Consider the following 19697-nt stretch of genomic DNA (forward strand, 5'->3'; position numbering starts at 1 on the left):
TGGTCGCGCGCCTCTGGGCGCGCCTCGGGAGAACGGGGAAGAACGGGAACCCGCCGGGCCGCGCTCAGCGCAGGCCCGCCTGGCGTTCCTTGGCGGCCTTCGCGGCCTCGGTGCCGGGATAGGCCTTCTGCAGGTCATCCAGGGTCTTGCGCGCGCTCTTCGTGTCCTTGAGCTCGATCTGGCAGTTCGCGATCGCCAGCAGGCTCTCGGCCGCGCGCGGGTGCTCCGGATTCGCGGCGACGAAGGACTTGAAGGTCGCGATCGCGCCTTTGTAGTCGCGCTTGCCGTACTGCGCATTGCCCAGCCAGAAGCGCACCGAGTCGGAATAGCCGCTCGCCGGGAAGCGCGTCAGGAAAGTCGAGAAGGCGGACACCGCCTCGTTGAAGTCACCGCGGCGGATCAGGCCCATGGCCGCGTCGAACTGGCGTTTCTCTTCCGGATCGGCCTGGAATTCCTTGCCGTCCAGCGACACCTTCTGCGGCTCCAGCGGGCGCAGCCGGTTGTCGAGGGTGGCCGACTGGTCGGTCACCTTGCGCTGGGTGTCGGACAGATCGCGCGCCAGCTGCTCGTTCTGGCCGCGCAGCTTGGCCAGCTCGGCCTTCAGGCCGTCGATCTGTCCGGACAGGTCCAGCAGACCGCGCCGGGCGGTCTCGAGCTGGGCCTGCAGGTCCGCGGCACGGGCACGCTGCGCCTCCTCGTTCTGAGCCATCTTGGCGCGCAGGTCGAGGATCGCCTTGCGGGCCTCGTCGTCGTCGAACAGCGCCGCCCGGGCGGGACCGGCGGCGCTCAGCGCCAGCAGCACGCCAACCAGCGCGGCCTTGACCACGGCGCCCGGCGCGAAGGGGATGGAACGGGAGAGTCGCAGCATGCTCATGTCACCGGATTACTTGTCGCGCAGTTCGACGCGACGGTTCTTGGCCCAGGCTTCCTCGTTGTGGCCCGTGTCGGCCGGACGCTCCTTGCCGAAGCTCACCGGCTCGACCTGGTTCGAGGACACACCCAGCAGCGTCAGCGACTTGGCGACGGCTTCCGCGCGCTTCTGGCCCAGGGCCAGGTTGTATTCGCGGCCGCCGCGCTCGTCGGCGTGGCCTTCCAGGCTCAACTGCAGCGTCTTCTTGTTGTTCAGACGCTTGGCGTGGTTCTCGATCAGGCTGCGGTACTCGTCCTTGACGACGAAGCTGTCGAAGTCGAAGTACACGATGCGCTGGTTGGACACGGCGGCGTCCAGTTGCGCGCCCAGGTCGACGGTCTCGACCTTGCGCTGCGCGTTGGCGTTCGGGTCGACCTGCGGCGCCTGTTCGGTCTTGACCGGTTCCTTGGTCTCGACCTGCGCGGGCTCGTCAAGCTTGGTGGAGCTGCAGGCGGACAGGGCGGCCGCGGCCACCAGGCCAAGCATCAGTTTTTCGAATTTCATGGACATTCGCTCCTATGGGTCAAAGCGTGCGGGGGAGTACGGGCAGGACGTCGCGGCCAGACAGCGCCGCTGGTGAAGCCGCGGGAAACAGCGATTGTGAAGCATCGGCTAACACATTCGCGGGGCCAGCCGCCACCCGCGAATGAGCGCTCGACGCGTCACGCTCACGCCTCGCACAGGACGGGCGAAGCGCGACGCCAACGTAGGCAAACCGTGTGCCCGGCGTTGCGAAAGGCGGGAGTGACTCGAACCGGTGCACGCGGCGTCAGTTGCCGAACGGGCCCCAGGCGGGCTCGCGGATGTCGGACACGCCCGGCGTGGCGAGCTTGGCCTTGACCTTGCCGTCCAGCGTCGTCGTCATCAGCACGTCCCGGCCGCCGGAGCGGGTCGCGTAGACGATCAGCTTGCCGTTGGGCGCGAAGCTGGGGCGCTCGTCGTCGCTGGTGTCGGTGATCTGCTGGACCTGCCCGCTGCCCAGGTCCATCACGCACAGCTTGAAGGTGCCGCCGCCGATGCGCGTCACGTAGGCCATCGTGCGGCCGTCCGGGCTGATGGACGGGCTGATGTTGTAGTTGCCGCTGAAGGTCACGCGCTCCGCGTTGCCGCCCGAGGCCGGCATGCGATAGATCTGCGGCGCGCCGCCGCGGTCGCTGACGAAGTAGATCTGTGCCCCGTCGGGCGAGAAGCGCGCCTCGGTGTCGATCGCCGAGCTCTGCGTCAGGCGTTTGGCGCCCGAGCCGTCGCGGTTGATCAGGTAGAGCTGCGAGCCGCCCTCGCGCGACAGCGTGACCACCAGCTGCTGGCCGTTCGGCGAGAACGACGGCGCGCTGTTGGTGCCGCGGAAGTCCGCGACCTTGCGCCGCCTGCCGCTGCGCAGGTCCTGGATCCAGATGACCGCCTTGCGGGTCTCGAAGCTGACGTAGGCGACCTCGTTGCCATCCGGCGACCAGGCCGGCGAGATGATCGCCTCCGGGCTGTTGAGCACGGTCTGCTCGCCCTCGCCGTCCGCGTCGGCGACACGCAGCGAATAGCGCGGGCCGGCCTTGTTCACGTAGACCAGCCGGGTGGCGAAGACGCCACGCTCGCCGGTCAGCTTCTGGTAGATCGTGTCGGCGATCTTGTGCGCCGCCAGGCGCAGGTCCGCCGGGACCACCGGCACGCTCTCGCTGCCCAGGTCGGTCCCCTTGACGACGTCCCAGAGCCGGTAGCGCACGTCGAAGCGGCCGTCCGCGAGCCGGGCCGCCGAGCCGGCCGTCAGCGCGTCGGCGGCGCGGGCGCGCCAGTCGACGAATTGCGGCTGCGAGGTTTCGGACATGCCGGCCTGGCCGGGCACGATGCTGAACTGGCCGCTGCGCTCCAGGTCGGCGCGGATGATGGCCGCGAGCGGCTGTCCGGTGGCCGATTCATTGGCGAAATCGCTGATCGCGATCGGCACGCGCGTCGCGCCGACACCGGCGATCTCGACGCGGAACTGCGCGAAGGACGGCAGCGTCAACCCGGCTGCCAGACCACCGAGCAGTCCGCGGCGCGTCAGCGCGCCCTGGCCTTGAGGAGGAAGAACGGAGGGGGAGGCAATCGTCTTGGTGCTCATCGGCTTGCGGAACGAATGGAGGCCTGATTGTGCCCGAGGCCCGTGAGGATGTTACGAATCGGCGAGGTTACAAAGGGCAAGGCGGCTGGCAAACGGCGCGCCACCCCGATGCAAGTCGGCGCCCCACTCGAATCAGTCAACGCAGCCGGCAGCCTCGACGAGTTCAGGCCATGGCCGCGGCGACGCCGGATTCCCAGAATGCGGGCTTCGCCCACGAAGGGTTCGGGGGCTCGAGGGACACCGATGGCTGACTCCAAATCCCGGCTGCGCGACCAGCTCCGGCCCTGGTTGATCGCGATCCTGTGGCTGCTCTTCGCGGCGTTGTTCAGGGCAGCGCTGGCAGCCGTCCCCCGGGGGGCGGCATGAGCGGCGTCGCCTTCAAGCATCTGGTCGCGGCGTCGGCGCATTTCCACCGGCTGGCCCGCGCCCACCTGGTGACCGACGACGGACTGGCCCACGCGCAGACCCAGATCCTGGGCGCGGCGTGGCTGGCGGGGCTGCTGATGTTCCGGAGCTTCCGTGTCGACACGGGCTCGCTGTCGCCGGGCATGCGCGTCGCGTCCTCGGAGGCGCTCGTCCACGGCCGCCGGCTGCGCGAGGTCCTGCTGGCCACGCTGCATCAACTCGGTCATCGGATCGCGATGGAGGATCTCGACGAGCGCAGCCGCGCGACGGGACTCTCCCGGCTCTCCTTCGTCGAGGTGCATGAGCGGCTGACGCCCCGCGCGCTGTCCTATCTGGAGCTGTCGCCGATGGGCGTGCGGGATGCGGCGATCGCGGCCGCCACCGCGGCCGCCGGCCTGATCCATGACCATGCGCCGGCGGTGTGCGTGCGCCAGGCCGCGGCGCTGGCATGCCGCGGCTTCGAGGAAGGCGTGACGACGGTGCCGTGGCCCTTCGCGCCCGATCTGGACGCGGCGCGCGCGCTGCTCGCCAGCCTGCGCCTGGGCAGCGCCTGAGCGCGTCCGGCGCCTCCGCCGCTCGCCGCGCCCGGCCGGCGCGGCGGCTCCTCACATCAGCACGATGTCGTAATGCTCGGTCTGGTTGGTGGGTTCGGCGGTCAGCGAGATCGGCTTGCCAATGAAGTCCGACAGGCCCGCGAGATGCTGGCTCTCCTCGTCGAGCAGCATTTCCACGACATTGGCCGCGGCCACGACGCGGAACTCCTTGGGATTGAACTGCCGGGACTCACGCAGGATCTCCCGCATGATCTCGTAGCAGATGCTCCGCGCGGTCTTGACCTGGCCGCGCGCTTCGCAGGTCGGGCACGGCTCGCACAGCATGCGGGCCAGCGACTCGCGCGTGCGCTTGCGCGTCAGCTCGACCAGCCCCAATTGCGTGAAGCCGCCAATCGTCACCTTCGTGCGGTCGCGGTTCAACTGCTTGCGGAACTCCTGCAGCACCGAGGTCTTGTGCTCCTCGCGCGTCATGTCGATGAAGTCGACGATGATGATCCCGCCCAGGTTGCGCAGCCGCAGCTGGCGCGCGATCGCGCCGGCCGCCTCGAGGTTGGTCTTGAAGATCGTGTCGTCGAAGTTGCGCGCGCCGACGAAGCCGCCGGTGTTGACGTCGATCGTCGTCATCGCCTCGGTCTGGTCGATGATCAGGTAGCCGCCGGACTTCAGGTCCACGCGCCGCGCCAGGGCGCGGGCGATCTCGGCATCGATGTTGTGCAGATCGAAGATCGGACGCTCGCCGCGGTACAGCTCCAGCTTGGCGGTCGCCGCCGGCATGTAGGTCTCGCCGAACCGGCGCAGCACGTCGTGCTGCAGCGTCGAGTCGATCCGGATCGAGTTGGTCCGCTCGCTGGCCAGGTCGCGCAGCACGCGCTCGACCAGGCTGAGGTCCTGGAACAGCAGGCTGCCGGGCGGCAGTTTCAACGACTTGTCGCGGATCGAGGCCCAGGTCTTGCGCAGGTAGGCGATGTCCGCGCCCAGCTCGTCGTCGCTCGCCTCTTCCGCGTTGGTCCGCAGGATGAAGCCGCCGGTATTGCCGTCCTGCACGCCGGCCGACACCAGGGTCTGCATGCGCCCGCGCAGCGCGTCGCGCGCCTCCGGCGAGCCGATCTTCTGCGAGATCCCGATGTGGTTGTCCTGCGGCAGGTGCACCAGCAGCCGCCCCGCGATCGAGATCTGCGTCGACAGCCGCGCGCCCTTGGTCCCGATCGGGTCCTTGATGACCTGCACGGTCAAGGCCTGACCCTCGTAGACGAGCCGCTCGATCGGCACCGCCTGGCCGCTCTCGCCATGCGGCCCGTGATGGCCGCGCGGATTCACGCCATTGAGGTGCAGGTCGGCGACGTGCAGGAAGGCCGCGCGCTCCAGGCCGATGTCGATGAAGGCGGACTGCATGCCAGGCAGCACGCGCGCCACCTTGCCGAGATAGACGTTGCCGACGAGGCCGCGTTCCAGCGTGCGCTCGATGTGCAGTTCCTGCACGGCTCCGTTCTCGACCACGGCCACGCGCGTCTCCTGCGGCGACCAATTGATCAGGATATCTTCCATGTTCTTGTGCTCCAGCGCTCTCGTCAGCCTCGGGGCTGGCGGCAACGCTCGAGTCGCCTTCGGGATCGCCCTGTGTTCGTGTCCGTCCGTGTCCGTCCGCCCGTGCCCGGCCTCAGACCACGAAGCCGGCCTCCCGCAGCAACTGCGCCGTTTCGAACAACGGCAGGCCCATGATGCCCGAATAACTGCCGGCGATGTGCTCGATCCAGGCGGCGGCCTGACTTTGTATTGCATAGGCGCCGGCCTTGCCCATCGGCTCCCCGCACGCCACGTAGGCATCGAGCCGGGCCTGGCCGATCACGGCGAAGCGCACCTGCGACACGTTGACCGCGCTCAGCACGCGGCCGTCCGGCAGTCCGACGGCCACGGCGGTGAGCACCCGATGCTCGCGTCCCGACAGGCTGGCCAGCATCGCCGCCGCATGCGCGGCGTCGTCGGGCTTGCCCAGGATGCGGTCCCCCAGCGCGACCGTGGTGTCCGAGCACAGCACCGGCGCGGGGGCCAGACCCCGGCGTTCGCGCCGCTGCAGCGCGGCCTGCAACTTGGCCGCGGTCACCCGCCGCACATAGTCGTCGGGCGACTCGCCATCGATCAGCGCTTCCAGCGCCTCGGCGTCCTCATCGGGACCCGGCAGCAGCAGCTCATGGCGGATGCCGATCTGCTCGAGCAACTGACGGCGGCGCGGGCTCTGCGAGGCGAGATAGACGAAGGCGAAGGGAGCGGCGGCAGCAGCGTCGGTCATGGACGATTCACTCGCGGTGATACGGATGCCCTTCCATCACGGACCAGGCGCGGTAGAGGCCTTCGGCCAGCAGCACGCGGACGAACGCGTGCGGCAGCGTCAGGTCGGACAGACGCAGCTTCTCGTCGGCGCGCGACTTGATGCTGTCGTCCAGGCCATCCGGGCCGCCGATGAAGATCGCGACATCGCGGCCATCGCCGCGCCAGGTCTCCAGCCGCTGCGCGAGCTGCTTGCTCGTGACCCGCTCACCGCGCTCATCGAGCACGACGCGACGCGCCCCTTTCGGGCAGGCGGCATCGAGGCGCTGGGCCTCGGCCGCCATCAGTTGCTCGGTCGACTTGCCGGTGGTGCGCGGTTCCGCCTTCACCGCCTTCAGCTCCAGCCGCATCTCCGGCGGGAAGCGCTTGGCGAAATCCTCATAGGCCTCATCGGCCCACGCCGGCATCTTCTGGCCGACCGCGCACAGCACCAGACGCACGGGGTCAGGCCTTGGCCTTGGACTTCGTGCCGGTCTTCACCGTCGTCTTCTTGGCGGCCGCCGTCTTGGTGCCGGTCTTGGTGCCGGTCTTGGCGGGGGCCTTCTTCACGGCGGGTCTGGCCGTCTTGGTCGGCGCGGCCGCCTTCGGCGAGACCTTCTTCGTCGCCGGCTTCTTCGAGCCGACCTTCACCGTCTCGACCGGCGCCTTGGCGGCCGCGGTCTTGCGAGCGGTCTTGGTGGCCGCCGTCTTGGTTCCAGTCTTCGCGCCGGCGGACGTCGCGGCCGTCTTCTTCGCCGCGGGCTTGGCGGCGGACTTCGCGGCCGGCTTGGCGGTCTTCGCGGCGGCGGACTTGGTGCCAGTCGCGCGCGTCGGCGCCTTCTTGGACGCGGGGGCCACGGTCTCGCGGTCGTCCGGCTTGGCCTTGGCCTTCGCCGGCTTCTTGGCTGCGGCCTTCTTCGCCTTGGGCTGGTCGTCCTCGTCCTCGTCCATCGGCTCGGACGCCTTCACCAGCTTCGTGCCGGCATTGCCCAGCTTGAGCTTGACCGGCTTGCCGCCCCAGATCTCCTCGAGGTGGTAGTACTGGCGGATGGCCGGCTGCATCAGGTGGACCACGGCGGCGCCGCAGTCGACGATGATCCATTCGCCGTTGTCCTCGCCCTCGGTGCGCATGACCTGCATGCCGCGCTTCTTGACCGTCTCGCGCACGCTGGAGGCCAGCGCCTTGGTCTGCCGGTTGCTCGTGCCCGACGCGATGATCACGCGCTCGAACAGCGGCGACAGGCGCTCGGTGTCGAAGACCAGGATGTCCTGGCCCTTCACATCCTCCAGACCATCGACGATGGCACGTTCCAGTTTCTTGATGTCCATTCAGTTCTCACTGTAGAGACGGTGCCGGGCAATATACCGCGCCACCTCGTCGCCCACCACGGGCCCCACGTCAGCGCCCTCGGCCGCCAGATGGCGGACCTCGGTGGATGACCATTGCAGCGCCGGCATCGTCAGCTTGACCAGCCGGTGCGGCCGTTCCAGCAGCGCCGCCGGCGCCCTCACTTCGTCCTGCGCGCGGGCGGCCACCGCCAGCCCCATGCGCTCGACCAGTTCCTCCCAGCCGTTCCAGCTCGTGAAGCCGGCCAGCTGGTCCTGTCCCAGGATCAGCCAGAGCGCGTCGTCGGGGCGCTCCAGCCCATACTCGCGCACCGAGTCGAGCGTGTAGCTCGGACCGGCGCGTGTCATTTCGCGATCATCGAGGATGAAGCGCCCATCGCCCTCCTCCCCACCGATCATCAGCCGCACCATCGCGGCGCGGTCCGCTGCAGGCGCCATCCGGCGGCCCGACTTCTGCCAGGGCTGGCCAGCGACGACCCAGCGCACCTCATCGAGCCCCAGCTGCCCGAGCGCCGCATGCGCCAGCGCCAGGTGCGCGCGATGGACCGGATCGAACGACCCGCCGAACCATCCGACCTGTCGCGCGCGGTGCGAATGGCTGCTGCTCACTCGGGACCCTTCAGAACCAGAGGTGCGTCGGCACCTCGTCCGCCCACTCGCGCGGGCGGAGGAAGTCGCTGTAGAGCCGCGCCTCGGGCGAGCCCTCCTCCGGCGACCAGTCATAGCGCCAGCGCGCCACCGGCGGCATCGACATCAGGATGGATTCGGTGCGCCCGCCGGACTGCAGGCCGAACAGCGTGCCGCGGTCGAAGACGAGATTGAACTCGACGTAGCGGCCGCGGCGGTAGGCCTGGAAGTCACGCTCGCGCTCGCCATAGGCCAGGCCATGGCGGCGTTCGACGATGGGCTCGTAGGCCGGCAGGAAGGCGTCGCCCACCGACTGCAGCATGCCCAGGGCCCGGTCGAAGCCGCCTTCGGCGTAGTCGTCGAAGAAGATGCCGCCGATGCCGCGCGGCTCGTTGCGGTGCTTCAGGTGGAAGTACTCGTCGCACCATTGCTTGAAGCGCGGGTAGAGGTCCTGGCCATGCGGCTCGAGCGCGGCGCGGCAGGTGCGATGGAAGTGCTGGGCGTCGCGCTCGAAGCCGTAGTACGGCGTCAGGTCCATGCCGCCGCCGAACCACACGACCGGATCGCGGCCGGCGGGCAGCGCGGCGAACATTCGCACGTTCATGTGGACCGTCGGCACGAACGGGTTATGCGGGTGCATCACCAGCGACACGCCCATGGCCTCGAAGGGCGAGCCGGCCAGCTCGGGCCGGTGCGCGGTCGCGGACGGCGGCAGGACCCGTCCGCGCACATGCGAGAAGTTGACCCCGCCGCGCTCGAACACCGCGCCGTTCTCGATCAGGCGCACCAGGCCGTCGCCCTCCAGGCGGCCGCCGGGTTCGCGCTGCCAGGCATCGGCGATGAAGGCCTGGCCGTCGAGCCGCTCCAGCGTCGTGACGATCCGCTGCTGCAGACCCAGCAGGTAGTCGCGCACCAACTGCGTGTTCATCGGGGATCTCCGTCCTGAACGGGAAATTGAGGGGCCAGTGGCCGGCGCGGGCGCGCGCGCCTTCCGGGCACGGCGCGCGCCACCGCGCCGCCACCCGGCATCGGCGTCAGCGTGCCGGTCCGGCGGCGAGGGGCGGAAAGGGCCACGTCAGGTCAACGCTTGATCGCGCGGTGGCCGATGTCCTGGCGGTACTGCTTGCCGTCGAACTGGATCGACTGCGCAGCCTGGTAGGCCCGCTGCTGGGCATGGCGGACGGCCTCGCCCAGCGCGGTCACGCACAGCACGCGGCCCCCGCTGGTGACCAGCTTGCCGTCCTGCATCGCGGTGCCGGCATGGAACACCATCGCGTCCTCGGCGTCCTCGGGCAGGCCCGTGATCGCGTCGCCCTTGCGCGGCGACAGCGGATAGCCGCCCGCGGCCATCACGACACCCAGCGCCGCGCGGCGGTCCCACTGCAGCTCGACCTGGTCGAGCGTGCCGTCGGTGGCGTGCATCAGGACCTCGAACAGGTCGCTCTTCAGACGCATCATGATCGGCTGCGTCTCGGGATCGCCCATGCGGGTGTTGAACTCCACCGTGCGCGGCTGGCCCTGCGCGTCGATCATCAGGCCGGCGTACAGGAAGCCCGTGAAGGGGGTGCCGTCGCGGGCCATGCCCTGGATCGTCGGCATGATGATCTCGTGCATCGCCTTGGCGTGGACGTTGGGCGTCACCACCGGCGCCGGCGAGTACGCGCCCATGCCGCCGGTGTTGGGCCCGTGGTCGCCGTCGAGCAGCCGCTTGTGATCCTGGCTGGTGGCCAGCGGCAGGACGTTCCGGCCGTCGCACAGCACGATGAAGCTGGCTTCCTCGCCTTCGAGGAACTGCTCGATGACGACGCGCGCGCCGCCCTCGTTGTGGACCACGCCGAGCTTGTTGTCGGCCAGGATCCAGTCGATCGCCTCATGCGCTTCGGCCAGCGTCATCGCCACGACCACGCCCTTGCCCGCCGCCAGGCCGTCGGCCTTGATGACGATGGGCGCGCCCTGCGCGTCGACGTAGGCATGCGCCAGCGCGGCGTCGCTGAAGGTCTCGTAGGCGGCGGTCGGGATGCCGTGGCGCTTCATGAACTCCTTGGCGAAGGCCTTGGAGCTCTCCAGCTGCGCGGCCGCCTTGGTGGGGCCGAAGATGCGCAGGCCGCGGGCGCGGAACTCGTCGACGACGCCCGCCGCCAGGAAGGCCTCGGGACCGACGACCGTCAGCGCGATCTTCTGCTCGATCGCGAAGTCGGCCAGCGCCTTCACGTCGGTGATCGGGACGTTCTTCAGCAGCGGATCGCGCGCGGTGCCGCCGTTGCCGGGGGCCACGAACACCTGCGTGACGCGCTCGCCCTGCGCCAGGCGCCAGGCCAGCGCGTGCTCGCGACCACCATTGCCAAGGACCAGGACCTTCATTCGGACAGGCTCGCGTTGTGATAGACCTCCTGGACATCGTCCAGGTCCTCGATGACGTCGAGCAGCTTCTGCATGCGCGCGGCGTCCTCGCCGGCCAGGTCGATGGTGTTCTCGGCGCGCATCGTCACCTCGGCGATCTCGGGCTTGAGGCCCGCGGCCTCCAGCGCGTTCTTCACCGCCTCGAAGTCGCCCGGGGCGGTCAGCACCTCGATGGCGCCGTCGTCGTCGGTGACCACGTCCTCGGCGCCGGCCTCCAGCGCGACCTCCATGACCTTGTCCTCCGAGGTGCCCGGCGCGAACACCAGCTGGCCGCAATGCTTGAACTGGAAGGCCACCGAGCCTTCGGTGCCCAGGTTGCCGCCGTACTTGCTGAACGCGTGACGGACCTCGGCGACGGTGCGCACGCGGTTGTCGGTCATGCAGTCCACGATGATGGCCGCGCCGCCGATGCCGTAGCCCTCGTAGCGGATTTCCTCGTAGGTCACGCCGTCCAGGTTGCCGGTGGCCTTGTCGACGTTGCGCTTGATGTTGTCGGCCGGCATGTTGGCGGCCTTGGCCTTCTCGATGGCCAGGCGCAGGCGCGGGTTCATGTTGACGTCGGCACCCCCGGCGCGGGCCGAGACGATGATTTCACGCGTCAGGCGGGTCCAGATCTTTCCGCGCTTCTCGTCCTGGCGGCCCTTGCGGTGCTGGATGTTGGCCCATTTGGAATGCCCTGCCATGTCCTCGTTCTCCTATGAACGACGGCCCGGAAAAAGTCCGGGCCGGCGCTGTTGATGCTTCGTTAGACTGCGATTTTAGCTTTTTGCCTCTGGAGACTTCCGCATGGCCGACCCGATCCTGCTGGCCCGCCACGGCGACACCGCATGTGAGCTGCTCCCCGCGTTGGCCAACCGCCACGGTCTGATCACCGGCGCGACCGGCACCGGCAAGACGATCAGTCTCCAGAAACTGGCCGAATCGTTCAGCCTGATGGGGGTTCCGGTGTTCATGGCGGACGTCAAGGGCGACCTGACCGGCATCTCGCAGGCCGGCGCGCCGTCGACCAAGCTGCTGGCGGTGCTGAAGGAGCGCGGCATCGAGCCGCCCGCCGCGATCGCCTGCCCGACGACGCTGTGGGACGTGTTCGGCGAGCAGGGCCACCCGGTGCGCGCGACGGTCTCGGACATGGGCCCGCTCCTGCTGTCGCGGATGCTGGGCCTCAACGAGACCCAGGCCGGCGTGCTGCAGATGGTGTTCAAGATCGCCGACGACCAGGGCCTGGCGCTGCTGGACCTGAAGGACCTGCGCGCGATGCTGCAGCACGTCGGCGACAACGCCAGCGACTTCACCACCCAGTACGGCAACGTCTCGGCCGCCAGCGTCGGCGCGATCCAGCGCGGCCTGCTGCAGATCGAGGCGCAAGGCGGCGACAAGTTCTTCGGCGAGCCGATGCTCGACATCCACGACTTCATGCAGACGTCGGATGGATTGGGCGTGATCAACATCCTGGCCGCCGACAAGCTGATGGCCGCCCCGCGCCTGTACGCGACCTTCCTGCTGTGGATGCTGTCGGAGCTGTTCGAGGCCCTGCCCGAGGTCGGCGACCTGGACAAGCCCAAGCTGGTGTTCTTCTTCGACGAGGCGCATCTGCTGTTCAAGGACGCGCCCTCGGCGCTGGTCGAGCGCATCGAGCTGGTCGTGCGGCTGGTGCGGTCCAAGGGCGTCGGCGTCTATTTCGTGACGCAGAACCCGCTGGACATCCCGGACACGGTGCTGGGCCAGCTTGGCAACCGGGTGCAGCACGCGCTGCGCGCGTTCACGCCGCGCGACCAGAAGGCGGTCAAGGCGGCGGCCGACACGATGCGGCCCAAGGCCGGGCTGGACATCGCGATGGCGATCACCGAACTGGGTGTCGGCGAAGCGCTGGTCAGCCTGCTCGACGAAAAGGGCCGGCCCTGCGTCACCGAGCGCGTCTTCGTGCTGCCGCCGGGCAGCCAGATCGGCCCGATCACGCCGGAACAGCGCAAGGCCCTGATCGCGGGTTCGCTGGTCGCGGGCGTGTACGAGAAGCAGGTCGACCGCGAGTCGGCCTACGAGAAGCTGACCGGCCGCGCCGCCGCGACGCCCGCGGCGCAGCAGCGCCAGCAGCAGTCGCCGGCGCGCGGCGGCTCGATGGCCGACGAGGCGGACGACGCCTTGCGCACGGGCGGTGGCCGGGCCGCGCCGGCGCCGCAGCCGGACCAGGGCGGCGGCATGCTGGACGGACTCAAGGACGTGCTGTTCGGCAGCACCGGGCCGCGTGGCGGACGTCACGAGGGCCTGGCGGAGACGGCGGCCAAGTCGGCGCTGCGCTCGATCGGCTCGTCGGTCGGACGCGAGATCGTCCGCGGCGTGCTTGGCAGCCTGCTCGGCGGCTCCAAGCGCCGCTGAGCCTCAACGCCGGCCGCGTCCCGGCGGCCGCGCCGTGTCGCGCGGCGACAGGGTCGCCGCCCAGGCCGCGATCTCGGGGCCGAGCGCATCGACCGCCGCCGCCGTCGCCTTGACGGCGCCCTCGGCGTTCGCACCCGACGGCTCGGTGCGATCGAAGGCGCGCTGCGTGCCGTCCTCGGCCGTCGCCATCACGCGCACCTGCACCTCGCTGCGCGCCGCGCTGCTGAAGTTCTGCAGGCATTCCTCGAGTTCGAGCGTGACGCCGATCGCGGCCAGGGGTTCCGCGCCCGCCGCCGGGGGGACCACGGGCGCGCGGGCGATCTGCTGCCGCAGCCGCGCGCCCACCAGCACCGGCAGCGGCGCCGCCCAGCGCGAGTCGCGATAGGCGCGCCGCGCATACGGGTCCGAGTCGCTGAGCCGGTAGGCGATGCCGGTGCCCTGCAGCGTTTCGGGCGCGCTCACCGCCTGCAGGTCGACGCGCCGCGCAAGCGTCATCTGCGCCGGCCAGGCCGCGGCAGGTCCGAGGTCCATCTGCGAGGGCGCCGGACCGCGGCTGCCGCAGCCGGCCGCCAGCGCCGCGGCGATCGCCAGCGCGCTCACCGTCAGCACGCGCCGCAGGCTGCCGGTGCGGGGAAGGTCGAGGTCGTCGTTCATTTCTTCGCTCCCGCGTCGAAGCCCGATTCGCCGGGCCCCGGCTCGCCGGGCTTCGGTCCGAGGATCAGGCTCTGCGGCTGATCGCCGATGCGCTGCGCGGCGCGCTCCAGCGCGCGGGCGGCCTGCGACAGGTCGTCGAGCACGGCGCGCTGGCGCGGCTTGTCGGTCGAGCCCACCAGCGACAGCTCCACCCGGCGCAGCGTGCGCTGCAGCTGCACCGCCGCGTCGCCAAGCTGGTCGATCGCCACGGCCTTGCCCTTGTATTCATCCACCAGTTCGCCGCCCTGCTTCGCCAGCGTGTCGACGTTGCCCAGCGTGTGCCGTCCGGCGACGACCAGCCCATCGGCGTTCTTCACCAGCGAGGGCAGCGCCTGCGCCGCCGGCCGCAGTTCGTGCACCAGCTCATTGAGCCCGGCCGAGGCCTGGTTCAGCTGCACCAGCGTCTGGCTGAGCTGCTGCTGGTTGCTGTCGCTGAGCACGCGCTGGATGCGCTCCATCGTCTGCAGCGCGCTCGCGGCGAGCTTGGGCCCGACGTCCTGCAGCTGGTCGAAGAAGGACGGCGCCAGCGCGATGCGCCGCGTCGTCAGCACGCTTTGCTTCGGATCGCCGGGCTCGGGCCCGTCGTACAGGTCGATGAACGACAGCCCCGTGATGCCCTGGTAACCCAGCTTGGCGGTGGTGCCCGCCGCGATTGGCGCGTCGGCGTCGACCTCGATGTCGACCAGGATCTGCCGGGGCTCCGCCGGATCGAAGCGGATCGCATCCACCTTGCCCACCTGCACGCCGCGCAGCTTCACCGGCGCCTTGACGTTCAGGCCCGGCACGCCGGCGCGGGTCACGACGGTGAAGCTCTGCGTGTCGCCGCGGTCGTCGCGGAACCACAGGATCACCGCCACCAGCGCCGCTCCGAGCAGCAGCACGAACAGGCCGGTGGCCAATGCATGTGCCTTGTTTTCCATGTGCTCGCCCGAAATCCTTTCTTGTCGCTCTTGCTCTTGCTCTTGGCTCGTCTGGTCCTCGCCTCGCCGCGGCCCTCAGGCCGGCAGCTCGTCGCGGTGATGCAGCGCGTCGCGGTAGTGGCGCAGGTTGTCGCCGGCGCAGCGGTCCGCGTGGCCGAGGAAGAAGTTGCGGATGAACGGATGCTGCTGCTTCACCACCACCTCCAGCGGACCGTGCGCGACCAGGTGCTGGTCCGCCAGCACCGCCACGCGGTCGGCGATCGCGAACAGCGTGTCCACGTCGTGCGTGACCATCACCACCGTCAGCGCCATCTCGCGCTTGAGGCTCTCGATCAGTTGCACGAAGCCCTTGGAGCTCGCGGGATCGAGGCCCGCCGTCGGCTCGTCCAGGAACAGCAATTGCGGATCCATGATCAGCGAGCGCGCCAGCGACACCCGCTTGATCATGCCGCCGGAGAGTTCGGCCGGCATCTTGATGCCGTCCTCCGGCTTCAGCCCGACCTGCTGCAGCTTGGTCATCACCAGCTCCGCGATCAGGTCCTTGGGCAGGCTCTTGAGCTCGCGCAGCGGCAGCGCGATGTTGTCGAACACCGTCAGCGCCGAGAACAGCGCCCCCTGCTGGAACAGCACGCCCCAGCGGTGGCGCACCTGCGCCAGGTCGGTGGCCTCGCACTTGCCGAGCTTGTGGCCGAAGATCAGGATCTCGCCCTCGCTGGGGCGCTCCAGCCCCAGCATCAGGCGCAGCAGCGTCGTCTTGCCGCTGCCCGAGCCGCCGATGATGCCCAGCACCTCGCCGGCCGTGACCTCCAGGCTGAGGTCCTTGTGGATGCGCACGCCGCCCAGCACGGTGCCGACATGACGCACCTCGATCACCGGCTCGCCGGGATGGACTTCCAGGGCCTCGATCGCCGCGGCCGGGTCTGGTTCGATGCAGTCGCTCATGACTTCAACCCCACGTCGGAGAACATCACCGCGAAGATCGCGTCGACGATGATGACCACGGTGATCGACGCCACCACCGAGGCGGTGGTGCCGGTCCCCAGGCTTTCGCTGTTGGGCTTGATGCGCAGCCCGAAATGGCAGGCCACGAACGCGATCAGCAGCCCGAACACCGCCGACTTCGACAGTCCCAGCCAGAGGTTGGCCACCGGCACCGCGGCCGGCAGCCCCTGCAGGAACTGGACGTACTCGAGGCCGAGCGTGGCTCTGGCGGCGATCATGCCGCCGAGCAGCACCATGCTGCTGGTCCAGGTCATCACCAGCGGCAGCGACAGGGACAAGGCCACCATCTTGGGCAGCACCAGCCGGATGGTGTGCGAGATGCCCATCACCGACAGCGCGTCGAGCTCCTGCGTCACCCGCATCACGCCGAGCTGCGCGGTCATCGCCGAGCCGCTGCGCCCGGCGACCAGGATCGCCGCGAGCAGCGGCCCGAGCTCGCGCCAGACGCTGATGCCCAGGATGTTGATGACGTAGATGTCGGCGCCATAGCTCTGCAGCTGCTTGGCGGTCAGGTAGGACAGCGTGATGCCCACCAGCACCCCCACCAGCGCCGTGATGCCCAGCGCCTGCGCGCCGCTGCGGTAGATGTGGGCGGAGATGTCCTTCCACGAGATCAGCGCCGGGTGGCGCGCCAGCGTGCCGAGATCGCGCACCACCTGGCCCAGCAGCGCCGTGGCGTCGAGCAGGTGGCCGGCCAGGTTCAGCAGGCCCTGGCCGAACTGGCGCACGTTCTGCGCGCGCGGCGGCCTGGCCGGCTTGCCCTGCTTGCTGCCCAGGCGCGCGAACAGCGCCTGGAACATGTCCGCCAGCGGCGCCGGCGGCCAGCGCAGGTCGTCCGGCTGGCGGCGGCCCCAGGCCTGCCACAGCAGCAGCGCGCCGGTCGGATCGAGCCGGCGCACCGCGCTCAGGTCCCAGGAGACGTTCGCGGTCGGCACCTCGCCGAGCTCGCCGCGCAGCGACTCGACGCGCTCGCGCAGCGCCAGCAGCGTCCAGTCGCCCTCCAGCCGAGCCCGCAGACGGCCGCCTTCGCCGGACTCGCGCAGCAGGCGCGGCGACGGATCGGCCGAGGTTCGGGTTTCCAGGGGGGCGTCCATTGGGGTCAGAGCATAGCCGCGCATGGCGGCTTCAGTGAATCCGGCGCGCAGGAGTTCGCCCAGTCAGACAAGACGCTGTCGCAGGCGCTCCAGGTAGGTGCGGCTGCAGGGCACGCGGCTGCCGTCGCGCAGCCGCAGGTGGGCATCGCCGGCCTCAGTGGGCTCGATCGTGTCGATCAGGCTCAGCCGCACCAGGTAACTGCGGTGAACGCGCACGAACGCCGCCGGATCCAGCCGCTGCTCGAAAGCGCCGAGACTGCTGCGCAGCGGATAGTCATGCTGCTGGCGGCGCAGGTTGACGTAATTGCCACAGGCCTGCACCCATTCGATCTCCTCCATCGGGAGCAGGAATTCCTTGCCGAGCTTCTTCACCAGCAGCCGCTCGGGGCGGTCCGGCGATGCCGAGGGCCCGGGGGCCGAGCGTTCGGGGGGCAGCGGTTCAGGCGCCGCAAGGCCGGACGGCGGGAGGCCGGGCGGGAGGGGCTCCGACAAGGCTGGCGGCTCGGCGAGCACGCTCGCTTCCCCCTGCCAGCGCCACACGAACAGCCGGTAAGCGCCCACGATCAGCAGGATGAAGGCGTAGCTGCGGACATCCTTCAGCGCCTCGTAGAACAGCTCGAGCGGCCAGTTGCCGAAGTCGTAGTGCGCGCCTCGCGCCGCGTAGGCCAGCTTGCGCAGCGCGACCATGCCCAGCACGTGCGCCAGGCTCGTCATCAGCGCGAACAGCAGGTGCCAGGGGAGATGGCGCCGGAGCAGCCCCCAGCGCAAGGGCTTGGTGTCGGCGGCGCGCACCAGCAGCGGCACGAGCGCGATCCACACCAGCGCGCTGGAGAACTCCCAGACCGCGGGTTCCCAGATGTCGACCGGCAGCCTCGCGCGGCGCAGGTCCAGGTTGACGGTGATCGTGTTGGCGACGGCCGAGCCGATCAGCAGCGCGGCCCAGGCCGCGCGCTCGATCCAGCGCCGATGCTTCAGGTAGATCCCCAGCCATTTGTCCTCGGTCATGGCGGCGCAGTGTAGGGGCGCGGGACAGCCCGGGGACGGGGCGGATCGTCACCGCGCGGGGGCGGCTCGTCACATTCCTCCCTCCTGCGAGGGGCGCGCGCCGATGCTCCGTCCTCATGAATGCCACCACCCCCTCCCCCGCGCCGGTCCGGACCGGCGCGTCCCGCCTCACCGAACTGGACTGGCTGCGCGTGCTCGCCTTCGGCCTGCTGATCCTCTACCACTCGGGCATGTTCTACGTGAGCTGGGACTGGCATGTGAAATCGCCGCGGCTCATCCCGGCGCTCGAGGCCTGGATGCTGTGGCTGAACCCGTGGCGGATGTCGCTGCTGTTCCTGATCTCCGGCGCCGCCACCGCCCTGATGGCGGAGCGCCTGGAACGCCCCGGCGCGCTGCTGGCCTCGCGCAGCAAGCGGTTGCTGCTGCCGCTGCTGTTCGGGATGACGGTGATCGTGCCGCCGCAGTCCTACCTGGAGGTGGTGGAGAAACTCCATTACGGCGGCAGCTACCTCGATTTCCTGAAGCTCTATTTCCAGGCCTATCACGGCTTCTGCCGCGGCAACGACTGCCTGTCCCTGCCGACCTGGAACCACCTCTGGTTCCTGCCCTACCTGTGGGCCTACACCGCCGTCGTGCTGCTGGCGTTGACGGTGCCGGCCGTGCGCGCGGGCTTCGGGCACGCAGGCTGGCGGCGTCTCATCGCGGGCGGACGGCTGCTGTGGGTGCCATGGCTGCTGTTCGCGCTGCTGCGCCAGCATCTGCTCGACCGCTTTCCCGGCACCAACGATCTCGTCCACGACTGGTACCAGCACGCGCTCTATGGCGCGATGTTCGTGCTCGGATTCGCGCTGTTCGGGTCGCGCGACGACCGCCACGGCGCCTGGGACGCCGCGCGCCGCATGCGCTGGGTCGCGCTGGGGGGCTATGTCCTCGTCCAGCTGCTGTCGCAGGGCATCGTCGACGGGTGGCGCGCCGGCCACGGCGATGAGTTCCCCGAGTGGCTGCTGATGGCGATGCGCGCGCTCAATGCCGGCAAGCAGTGGCTGCCAATCGTCGCGGCGCTGGGATTCGGTCGGCAGTGGCTCGCTGGAAAGGACTCTCCGGCGCTGCGCTGGCTGACGCTGGCGGTGTTCCCGTTCTACATCGTCCACCAGACGGTGACCGTCATCGCGGGCCATCTGCTGGCGCCGCTGCAGTGGCCGCTGGCGCTCGAGGCCCTCACGCTCATCGCGATCACCGCCGCGGCCTGCCTGTTTGCCGCGTGGCTGGCGATGCGCGTCGACGTCCTGCGTCCGTGGATGGGTCTGGGCCCCAAAGCAAAAAGCCCGGCACCTTGCGGTACCGGGCTTCTTGGTTCTTCTTATTAAATGGTCGGGGTGGCGGGATTCGAACTCGCGACCCCTTGCACCCCATGCAAGTGCGCTACCAGGCTGCGCTACACCCCGACGAAGCCTCAGATTCTATACGCAATTTCTGCGCTCAGGCAAGCAAACTCTCTCGAATCGACAACAACTCGTCCCGGACCTGCTCCAGCGTCAGCTTCTCCAGCGTCACGCTGGTGTGCGCCGCGCCATCGGCGACATCCGCCGCCAAGGCGCGCGCGCTTTCGCGGTGATCACGGAACGAATCGAGACGCGCCGCGGCGATTGCCTCGGCACGGAATTCCTGCGCGCTCGACGCCGCGCCCGCATGGACCGTGTCGATCAGCTGGTTGCGCGCGCCGCTGATCGTGAAGCCCTGGTCGTAGAGCAGGTCGCGGATGCGGCGGATCAGCAGCACTTCATGGTGCTGGTAATAGCGGCGGTTGCCGCGCCGCTTCATCGGCTTGAGCTGGGTGAACTCCTGCTCCCAGTACCGCAGCACATACGGCTTCACGCCGCACAGCTCGCTCACCTCACCGATCGTGAAGTAGCGCTTGGCAGGGATGGCGGGAAGCTGGACGTCCATGGGGATCAACGGCTCCGGCGG

Annotated in this window: 20 protein-coding genes and 1 tRNA gene; 3 read left to right on the forward strand and 18 right to left on the reverse strand. The window is 69.6% G+C overall.

Translation table 11 applies throughout. The features are described from left to right. Positions 1-64: 64 nt before the first annotated feature. From ybgF to tolB, 3 genes are all read right to left on the reverse strand, one after another. Positions 65-874, reverse strand: coding sequence for a tol-pal system protein YbgF (gene ybgF / locus ACEN96_RS21455; RefSeq protein ID WP_495585075.1), 810 nt, complete (start codon positions 872-874; stop codon positions 65-67). Positions 875-883: 9 nt separating this feature from the next. Next, positions 884-1414 (reverse strand): peptidoglycan-associated lipoprotein Pal, encoded by a 531-nt coding sequence (pal, locus tag ACEN96_RS21460; protein ID WP_343639396.1) that lies wholly within the window; start codon positions 1412-1414, stop codon positions 884-886. Between the two features lie 265 nt (positions 1415-1679). Beyond that, the gene (gene tolB, locus ACEN96_RS21465; RefSeq protein WP_495585076.1) at positions 1680-3005 is read right to left on the reverse strand and encodes a Tol-Pal system beta propeller repeat protein TolB; all 1326 of its coding nucleotides are present in this window, start codon (positions 3003-3005) and stop codon (positions 1680-1682) included. Positions 3006-3367: 362 nt separating this feature from the next. Here tolB and ACEN96_RS21470 point away from each other — a divergent pair, with 362 nt between their 5' ends. Beyond that, positions 3368-3964 (forward strand): hypothetical protein, encoded by a 597-nt coding sequence (locus tag ACEN96_RS21470; RefSeq protein ID WP_495585077.1) that lies wholly within the window; start codon positions 3368-3370, stop codon positions 3962-3964. Positions 3965-4015: 51 nt separating this feature from the next. Here ACEN96_RS21470 and rng read toward each other — a convergent pair whose 3' ends face one another. The 8 genes from rng to ACEN96_RS21510 form a co-directional block, all read right to left on the reverse strand. Continuing rightward, the gene (gene rng, locus ACEN96_RS21475) at positions 4016-5509 is read right to left on the reverse strand and encodes a ribonuclease G (protein WP_495585078.1); all 1494 of its coding nucleotides are present in this window, start codon (positions 5507-5509) and stop codon (positions 4016-4018) included. A 112-nt stretch (positions 5510-5621) separates the two neighbouring features. Next, on the reverse strand, positions 5622-6251 hold the full coding sequence (locus tag ACEN96_RS21480; protein ID WP_495585079.1) for a Maf family protein: 630 nt from the start codon (positions 6249-6251) through the stop codon (positions 5622-5624). A 7-nt stretch (positions 6252-6258) separates the two neighbouring features. Continuing rightward, positions 6259-6729 carry a 23S rRNA (pseudouridine(1915)-N(3))-methyltransferase RlmH gene (gene rlmH / locus ACEN96_RS21485; RefSeq protein WP_091734000.1) on the reverse strand — a complete coding sequence of 157 codons (471 nt, stop codon included), beginning with the start codon at positions 6727-6729 and terminating at the stop codon, positions 6259-6261. Positions 6730-6733: 4 nt separating this feature from the next. After that, positions 6734-7597: a ribosome silencing factor gene (gene rsfS, locus ACEN96_RS21490; RefSeq protein WP_495585080.1), complete on the reverse strand. Its 864-nt coding sequence runs from the start codon at positions 7595-7597 to the stop codon at positions 6734-6736. Next, complete coding sequence (nadD, locus tag ACEN96_RS21495) at positions 7598-8224, reverse strand: nicotinate (nicotinamide) nucleotide adenylyltransferase (protein ID WP_495585081.1); 627 nt, start codon at positions 8222-8224, stop codon at positions 7598-7600. A 10-nt stretch (positions 8225-8234) separates the two neighbouring features. Further along, positions 8235-9170, reverse strand: coding sequence for an oxygen-dependent coproporphyrinogen oxidase (gene hemF / locus ACEN96_RS21500; protein ID WP_495585082.1), 936 nt, complete (start codon positions 9168-9170; stop codon positions 8235-8237). A gap of 152 nt (positions 9171-9322) precedes the next feature. Then, a complete protein-coding gene (purD, locus tag ACEN96_RS21505; RefSeq protein ID WP_495585083.1) occupies positions 9323-10603 on the reverse strand; it encodes a phosphoribosylamine--glycine ligase in 1281 nt (426 codons plus the stop codon). Continuing rightward, positions 10600-11325: a YebC/PmpR family DNA-binding transcriptional regulator gene (locus ACEN96_RS21510; RefSeq protein ID WP_495585084.1), complete on the reverse strand. Its 726-nt coding sequence runs from the start codon at positions 11323-11325 to the stop codon at positions 10600-10602. The genes purD and ACEN96_RS21510 overlap by 4 nt, the downstream gene beginning before the upstream one ends. Positions 11326-11428: 103 nt before the next feature. Between ACEN96_RS21510 and ACEN96_RS21515 the strand changes: the two genes are divergently transcribed. After that, positions 11429-13015 carry a helicase HerA-like C-terminal domain-containing protein gene (locus tag ACEN96_RS21515; protein ID WP_495585085.1) on the forward strand — a complete coding sequence of 529 codons (1587 nt, stop codon included), beginning with the start codon at positions 11429-11431 and terminating at the stop codon, positions 13013-13015. 3 nt (positions 13016-13018) lie between these two features. Here the strand turns inward: ACEN96_RS21515 and ACEN96_RS21520 are convergent, their stop codons facing one another. The 5 genes from ACEN96_RS21520 to ACEN96_RS21540 all read right to left on the reverse strand — a co-directional run bounded on the left by ACEN96_RS21520 (position 13019) and on the right by ACEN96_RS21540 (position 17729). Continuing rightward, positions 13019-13669, reverse strand: a complete 651-nt coding sequence (locus ACEN96_RS21520) for an ABC-type transport auxiliary lipoprotein family protein (RefSeq protein ID WP_495585086.1) — start codon at positions 13667-13669, stop codon at positions 13019-13021. Beyond that, complete coding sequence (locus ACEN96_RS21525) at positions 13666-14628, reverse strand: MlaD family protein (RefSeq protein ID WP_495585087.1); 963 nt, start codon at positions 14626-14628, stop codon at positions 13666-13668. The genes ACEN96_RS21520 and ACEN96_RS21525 overlap by 4 nt, the downstream gene beginning before the upstream one ends. Positions 14629-14703: 75 nt before the next feature. After that, the gene (locus tag ACEN96_RS21530) at positions 14704-15570 is read right to left on the reverse strand and encodes an ABC transporter ATP-binding protein (protein WP_495585088.1); all 867 of its coding nucleotides are present in this window, start codon (positions 15568-15570) and stop codon (positions 14704-14706) included. Next, the gene (locus ACEN96_RS21535; protein ID WP_495585089.1) at positions 15567-16724 is read right to left on the reverse strand and encodes an ABC transporter permease; all 1158 of its coding nucleotides are present in this window, start codon (positions 16722-16724) and stop codon (positions 15567-15569) included. The genes ACEN96_RS21530 and ACEN96_RS21535 overlap by 4 nt, the downstream gene beginning before the upstream one ends. A 63-nt stretch (positions 16725-16787) precedes the next feature. Then, positions 16788-17729: a LytTR family DNA-binding domain-containing protein gene (locus tag ACEN96_RS21540; RefSeq protein WP_495585090.1), complete on the reverse strand. Its 942-nt coding sequence runs from the start codon at positions 17727-17729 to the stop codon at positions 16788-16790. 116 nt (positions 17730-17845) lie between these two features. Here ACEN96_RS21540 and ACEN96_RS21545 point away from each other — a divergent pair, with 116 nt between their 5' ends. Continuing rightward, positions 17846-19096, forward strand: a complete 1251-nt coding sequence (locus tag ACEN96_RS21545) for an acyltransferase family protein (protein WP_495585091.1) — start codon at positions 17846-17848, stop codon at positions 19094-19096. Position 19097: 1 nt separating this feature from the next. Here ACEN96_RS21545 and ACEN96_RS21550 read toward each other — a convergent pair. Further along, a tRNA-Pro gene (locus ACEN96_RS21550) sits at positions 19098-19174 on the reverse strand. A gap of 34 nt (positions 19175-19208) precedes the next feature. Next, positions 19209-19676: a MerR family transcriptional regulator gene (locus ACEN96_RS21555; RefSeq protein WP_495585092.1), complete on the reverse strand. Its 468-nt coding sequence runs from the start codon at positions 19674-19676 to the stop codon at positions 19209-19211. Positions 19677-19697: the final 21 nt, after the last annotated feature.

This window comes from Roseateles sp. Mitsp63 (genome assembly GCF_059491535.1).

Bases quoted from the DNA above. Each gene is read 5' to 3' on its own strand.
- ybgF (WP_495585075.1), bottom strand. From the start codon at position 874: ATGAGCATGCTGCGACTCTCCCGTTCCATCCCCTTCGCGCCGGGCGCC.
- pal (WP_343639396.1), bottom strand. From the start codon at position 1,414: ATGAAATTCGAAAAACTGATGCTTGGCCTGGTGGCCGCGGCCGCCCTG.
- tolB (WP_495585076.1), bottom strand. From the start codon at position 3,005: ATGAGCACCAAGACGATTGCCTCCCCCTCCGTTCTTCCTCCTCAAGGC.
- ACEN96_RS21470 (WP_495585077.1), top strand. From the start codon at position 3,368: ATGAGCGGCGTCGCCTTCAAGCATCTGGTCGCGGCGTCGGCGCATTTC.
- rng (WP_495585078.1), bottom strand. From the start codon at position 5,509: ATGGAAGATATCCTGATCAATTGGTCGCCGCAGGAGACGCGCGTGGCC.
- ACEN96_RS21480 (WP_495585079.1), bottom strand. From the start codon at position 6,251: ATGACCGACGCTGCTGCCGCCGCTCCCTTCGCCTTCGTCTATCTCGCC.
- rsfS (WP_495585080.1), bottom strand. From the start codon at position 7,597: ATGGACATCAAGAAACTGGAACGTGCCATCGTCGATGGTCTGGAGGAT.
- hemF (WP_495585082.1), bottom strand. From the start codon at position 9,170: ATGAACACGCAGTTGGTGCGCGACTACCTGCTGGGTCTGCAGCAGCGG.
- purD (WP_495585083.1), bottom strand. From the start codon at position 10,603: ATGAAGGTCCTGGTCCTTGGCAATGGTGGTCGCGAGCACGCGCTGGCC.
- ACEN96_RS21510 (WP_495585084.1), bottom strand. From the start codon at position 11,325: ATGGCAGGGCATTCCAAATGGGCCAACATCCAGCACCGCAAGGGCCGC.
- ACEN96_RS21515 (WP_495585085.1), top strand. From the start codon at position 11,429: ATGGCCGACCCGATCCTGCTGGCCCGCCACGGCGACACCGCATGTGAG.
- ACEN96_RS21520 (WP_495585086.1), bottom strand. From the start codon at position 13,669: ATGAACGACGACCTCGACCTTCCCCGCACCGGCAGCCTGCGGCGCGTG.
- ACEN96_RS21525 (WP_495585087.1), bottom strand. From the start codon at position 14,628: ATGGAAAACAAGGCACATGCATTGGCCACCGGCCTGTTCGTGCTGCTG.
- ACEN96_RS21530 (WP_495585088.1), bottom strand. From the start codon at position 15,570: ATGAGCGACTGCATCGAACCAGACCCGGCCGCGGCGATCGAGGCCCTG.
- ACEN96_RS21535 (WP_495585089.1), bottom strand. From the start codon at position 16,724: ATGGACGCCCCCCTGGAAACCCGAACCTCGGCCGATCCGTCGCCGCGC.
- ACEN96_RS21540 (WP_495585090.1), bottom strand. From the start codon at position 17,729: ATGACCGAGGACAAATGGCTGGGGATCTACCTGAAGCATCGGCGCTGG.
- ACEN96_RS21545 (WP_495585091.1), top strand. From the start codon at position 17,846: ATGAATGCCACCACCCCCTCCCCCGCGCCGGTCCGGACCGGCGCGTCC.
- ACEN96_RS21555 (WP_495585092.1), bottom strand. From the start codon at position 19,676: ATGGACGTCCAGCTTCCCGCCATCCCTGCCAAGCGCTACTTCACGATC.